General features: G+C 47.2%; 5 protein-coding genes. 1 reads left to right on the top strand and 4 read right to left on the bottom strand.

Annotated features, from left to right (window positions below; translation table 11 throughout):
* On the top strand, positions 1 to 240 hold a 240-nt coding region (locus tag RT269_RS29760), incomplete at its 5' end, for a hypothetical protein (RefSeq protein ID WP_313188127.1).
* Here RT269_RS29760 and RT269_RS29755 read toward each other — a convergent pair.
* The 4 genes from RT269_RS29755 to RT269_RS29740 all read right to left on the bottom strand — a co-directional run.
* Positions 196 to 1,521: a glycoside hydrolase family 30 protein gene (locus RT269_RS29755; protein WP_313188126.1), complete on the bottom strand. Its 1,326-nt coding sequence runs from the start codon at positions 1,519 to 1,521 to the stop codon at positions 196 to 198. The two genes, RT269_RS29760 and RT269_RS29755, sit on opposite strands and share 45 nt — an antisense overlap.
* 34 nt (positions 1,522 to 1,555) lie before the next feature.
* Positions 1,556 to 2,899, bottom strand: coding sequence for a glycoside hydrolase family 30 protein (locus RT269_RS29750; protein WP_313188125.1), 1,344 nt, complete (start codon positions 2,897 to 2,899; stop codon positions 1,556 to 1,558).
* A 1-nt stretch (position 2,900) separates the two neighbouring features.
* The gene (locus RT269_RS29745) at positions 2,901 to 3,644 is read right to left on the bottom strand and encodes a response regulator transcription factor (RefSeq protein ID WP_313188124.1); all 744 of its coding nucleotides are present in this window, start codon (positions 3,642 to 3,644) and stop codon (positions 2,901 to 2,903) included.
* 24 nt (positions 3,645 to 3,668) lie between these two features.
* On the bottom strand, positions 3,669 to 4,726 hold a 1,058-nt coding region (locus RT269_RS29740; protein WP_313188123.1), incomplete at its 5' end, for a sensor histidine kinase.

The raw sequence follows: 4,726 nt of genomic DNA, 5'->3' as shown, positions 1-4,726 counted from the left end.
GCCGCCGTTTTCAGCGGCGAGTTATATCATACCAAAGCATTTGACAAAAGTCAACCTTTTTCTTATGTTTTTTTTATAGACCAGAAAACTGCATCGGAACTGGTTCCGATGCAGTTTTTCTCAACTTATATGCCAGATCAGATGAGCGTTAAAAAAATCCTTTTCACGAAGGCACCGAAAGAGGAGGAAATGGCCTTAATGCTGATTCTCTATCACAGTCACGATGGAATGGGACTTTAATGAAAGCGTGCAGACCTGGGGACCTTTTCTCAAAGAGGCCTCCATATCTCTGTCCGTCCGGTTTAAAAAAACAGTGACTATGGATTGATCCGGATTCAAAAATGCACAGGCATCTATTTTATCCGTATAGCGGGAAATTCCGATCCGAACTGCCTGAGGCTTCACATACCGGCTTAAATGTCCGATGTAATAATAGCTCAGCTGCTTTTCAAAGGTATTATCTCCTGTATGAATCATAATAGGAGCCGCACAGAAGTTTCCCACATGATTGGGTCCTCCCTTTTCATCCAGATACAGGTTCCAGTCAATGTGAGCCTGGCAGCCATGATTGAAATTCCCGATCATGTCATGGGCGTACATTTCCGCCTGCTCCAGCTGATTCCCCTCATCAAATCTGGAATATTCCACACAACCCTCGGTAAAGATAAGGGCTTTATCAGGGAAATCTTCGCTGACCATCTGAAGATTTTCAAAATGATCTCCGCTGTACCAGTGAAAGGCCTCCCCCCAGACAGCATCTCCCCCTCCCTGGAAATAGACACAGGCGTTTTCGTAGACCCGTTCCTTATTATGATCCCAGGCCAATATTTTCACATCAAGACCCGCCTCTAAAATCGCCGGATTTAAAAAGTCCTGTGCAAACTCCTTCTCTTCCTGTGGCGTATAAATACAGGAATCCCATTCCTGAACAGCCTTTGGCTCATTCTGAATGGAAATATAAGTAATCGTAATTCCCTTTTCCTTATAAGCCCGGATATATTTCACCAGGTATTTCGCCCAGGTCTTCCAATATTTCCGTTTCAGCGTTCCTCCGTGGTTCATATTCCCATTGGACTTCATAAAGGAAGGCGGGCTCCAGGGACTTGCCAAAAGAACAATGTCCTCTCCAGCTCTTTCCCTGGCTTTGCGTATCAACGGAAGAAGATAGCTTTCATCGCACTCCACAGAAAAGGTCTCCAGGCTTTCATCCCCCTCCAAAACATAACAATAATTTTCAATGGAGAAGTCACAGCTATTAATATGGGTTCTGCACAGGCGGTAACCCAAACCGTTTTCAGAAAAATAGGCATCCAAAGCTTCCGTCTTTTTCTCCTCACTTAAGAATGACCAGGCATAGCCTGCTGCCTGGGTAAAGGCTCCTCCAAATCCTAGTACAGACTGATACCGCTTGCCTGGAAAAATGGTTATTAAGTTTCTTTCCTGGTCCGGACAGTTTGACCAGCAGGCCTCAGACTCCTGGAAATATTGAGCTTCTGCCGCATTAGTCGTGACGATTCTCATTCCGATTCCTCCTCTTTTATCAGTTCAGTTTGGGTTATTCTAATTCCAGAAGTGCGGTGCCGATTCCGTCTCCAGGAACCCTAAGCTTCACCATCTGACCCTGCAGTCTTAAATAAACCGGCATATCCCGTTCTGTCCGGTTCATAAGAACTGCAGCCAGCTTATGATCCGGGCGCTTAAAGGCAGTCACATCGATTTCATCCGTGTAGCGGCTCATGCCAATGCGGACGCTTCCTGGAAGGAGATAGCGGCTGAAGTGGCCGATATAGGTATAGGAAAGCTTCTTCTCCAGCCGTCCTGTTTCCACATCGTACATCATGGGAGCATCGCAGAAATTGTTCACATGGTTTGGCCCTCCCTGGGAATTCAAAAGAATGTTCCAGTCTATAAACGCACAGGCTCCGTGGTTTAAATCTCCGGCAATGTCATGGCCATACATTCTGGCATTGGAAAGCGGATCGGCTGAGGAAAAACGGCTGTATTCCACGCAGCCTTCGGAAAATATCAGCTTTTTTTCCGGAAATCGCTCCCGTATCATATCCAGAGCTTCAAAATGATCCCCGGAATACCAGTGAAAGGCCACCCCTTCCACCATTGAACGGGTTTCCTCATCTATGACTGCCAACGACCGTTCCAAGGCCCGCTCCTTATTGTGATCCCAGATGAAAAGCTCTACCTCCGTAAGCCCACGGCGTTTCATGGCCGGATAGAGAAAATCCTTTAAAAACCTTTTTTCATCCCCTGGGTCATACCGGCAGGAATCCCAAATCTGGGTGGCATCGGGCTCATTCTGAACGCTGAGCCTTTTTACGGATACGCCATTCTTCCGGTATTCCTCTACAAAGCGGCACAGATAATCTGCCCACAGGCCATAATATCTTTCCAGAAGCTTACCGCCGTGGTTTTTCTCCCCATTGGTCTTCATAAATGGAGGCGGGCTCCAGGGAGAAAGCATAACGGAGAGACTTTCTCCTTTGACCTTTTCCGCTGCCTTTAAAAAGGGGAGTATATACATTTCATCTCTTTTTAAAGAAAAACTTTTAAGCTCTTCATCCCCCTCCTGGTCCATGGCTGAATAATTCCCGAGACAGGCGTCGCAGCTGTCAATGGCCATGCGGGCCTGGGTATACCCCAGTCCATCCGTTCCGTAGCAGGCCTCTAAGAATTCCATCCGGGGCTTATCTCCCATCTGATGCCAGGTATAGGCTGCCGCTTCCGTAAGGGTTCCTCCAAAGCCTTCCAGGGTCTGGTAGGTAAAATCCGGACAAAGATTCACTGCTTCCCGTTCCTGGCCTTCATCCGTTACGGACTGGATTTCTTCTGTCCATGTTTTTGCTTTTCCATTTTCATAGGTGGTGACATTCCATGAAACTTTCATCTCATTCTCCTATTCCAATATTCCTCCGATAGGCAGAGGGGCTTTGCCCTGTCACCTTTTTAAATACCTTAGAGAAATATTTCTCATCATGATATCCTACTTTATATGCGATTTCATATACCTTTAAACGGCCGTCGTGCATGTATTCACGGGCGCATTCAATTCTCAGCCGATTTAAATAATCAATAAAGCCGCAGCCAAGCTTTTGGGTAAATAAGGTGGATAAATAAGCAGTGGACACTCCAACCTTCTCTGCTACCATTCCCAGGTTCACATCCTCTGACATGTGGTCCATCATATATTCCATGGCTGTCTTTACAAATATATTTCCCTCCGGTCCTGGGCCTTCCTCCCTTTCACCCAGCCAGGGTGCTGCAATGGATTCCAGCTTCTGCAATATCTCCGTGGAACGGCAGGGTTTTAATAAGTAATCCACTGCTCCCAAACGCAGGGCTTTCTGAGCATAGGAAAAGGTATCATAGCCAGACAGGATGACGGTCTTTGGGCAGACTCCTGCTGCCAGGGCCTCCTTCATTACATCTAATCCGCTTTTTAACGGCATTTGCACATCTACCAGCATGACATCCGGATGATACTTATAAATAATGTCCAGGGCCTCTTCTCCATTTACTGCACAGTGAATTTTGTCAAAGCATCTGGTATTCTTCCGTATGTAATTTTCCATCCCCTTAAGGATATTTTCTTCATCGTCTGCCAGAAGCAGGCGAAAAGAAGGCTGTGCCATAACATTTCCCCCATCTTTATTACTCTAAAGCTCTTCCGGAATCTCGAGCCTGACCCTGGTCCCCTCATGAGGCCGGCTGTAGATGTTCAAGCTGTAGGATTCCCCATATTTTAAGTACAGTCTTTCTTTGATATTGCGGATGGCATAGTGGCCGATGCGGGCATTGGAATAGCGCATCCCTTCCTCTGCAAGAAGAATTCTGTCCGCTTCCTCCTGTTCCATCCCAACTCCGTTATCCAGAATCTCAAAAACCAGGGTATTGCCCTTTTTACGGCCTGTGACTTTAACCAGTCCCCCTTCTCCCCGGATTTCCAGACCATGTACAATGGCATTTTCCACAAAGGGCTGCAGGGTCAGCTTCCCAATTCTGCATTTAAGGAGGTCTTCCTCCACATCAATCTCATAATCCAGCCTTTTGGAAAAGCGCATCTTCTGGATCTGCAAATAACTGGTGATCAGCTCAAGCTCCGTGGCAACATTTACCTCGCTCTGCCCATGACTCAAAAGGAGGCGGAACAGCTTGGAAAGGGCCAGCACATCCTCTCCCAGCTCCTCATTACCGGACCCTACGGCCTGCCAGTAAAGAGAGTCCAGCACATTGTAGAGGAAATGAGGATTGATCTGGGCCTGCAGGGCATTCAGTTCACTTTCCTTTTCCCTCAGAGCCATAACATAATTCTTTTCGATCAGATCCCGGAGATCATTTACCATCTGATTAAAGGTTCTGGACAGGATTCCTATCTCATCCTCGGTTTCCGCTTCAATGGCCTGATTAAAATCCCCTTCCTTAAATTTTTCCATGGATTTGCATAAGGCGGCTATGGGCTTAGTCAGCCCTCCCGATACCATAACGGACAGAGGACCGGTCAAGACTAAAAGAGAAATCCCAAGAAGCACCGGCATGGCCAGGGTTTGCCGGACCCGCTCCTTCCAGTTCTTTTCCGGTGACATATAGCATACCTGGATTCCGGTTTCCTCACTTCTGGAGTTGAAGATATAGTATCCGTTCCAGTGGTCAACCCTAAGGAACTCTCCCTTCCGGACGAACTCCAGAACTTCTTCGTCGATCCGGCCTGTCCGGC

It is taken from the genome of Lacrimispora sp., assembly GCF_032078915.1.
In the GTDB taxonomy this organism is placed as follows: Bacteria; Bacillota; Clostridia; order Lachnospirales; family Lachnospiraceae; genus Lacrimispora.
Note: the sequence above shows the minus strand (reverse complement) of the source record. Positions and strands in the feature narration are given on the sequence as shown.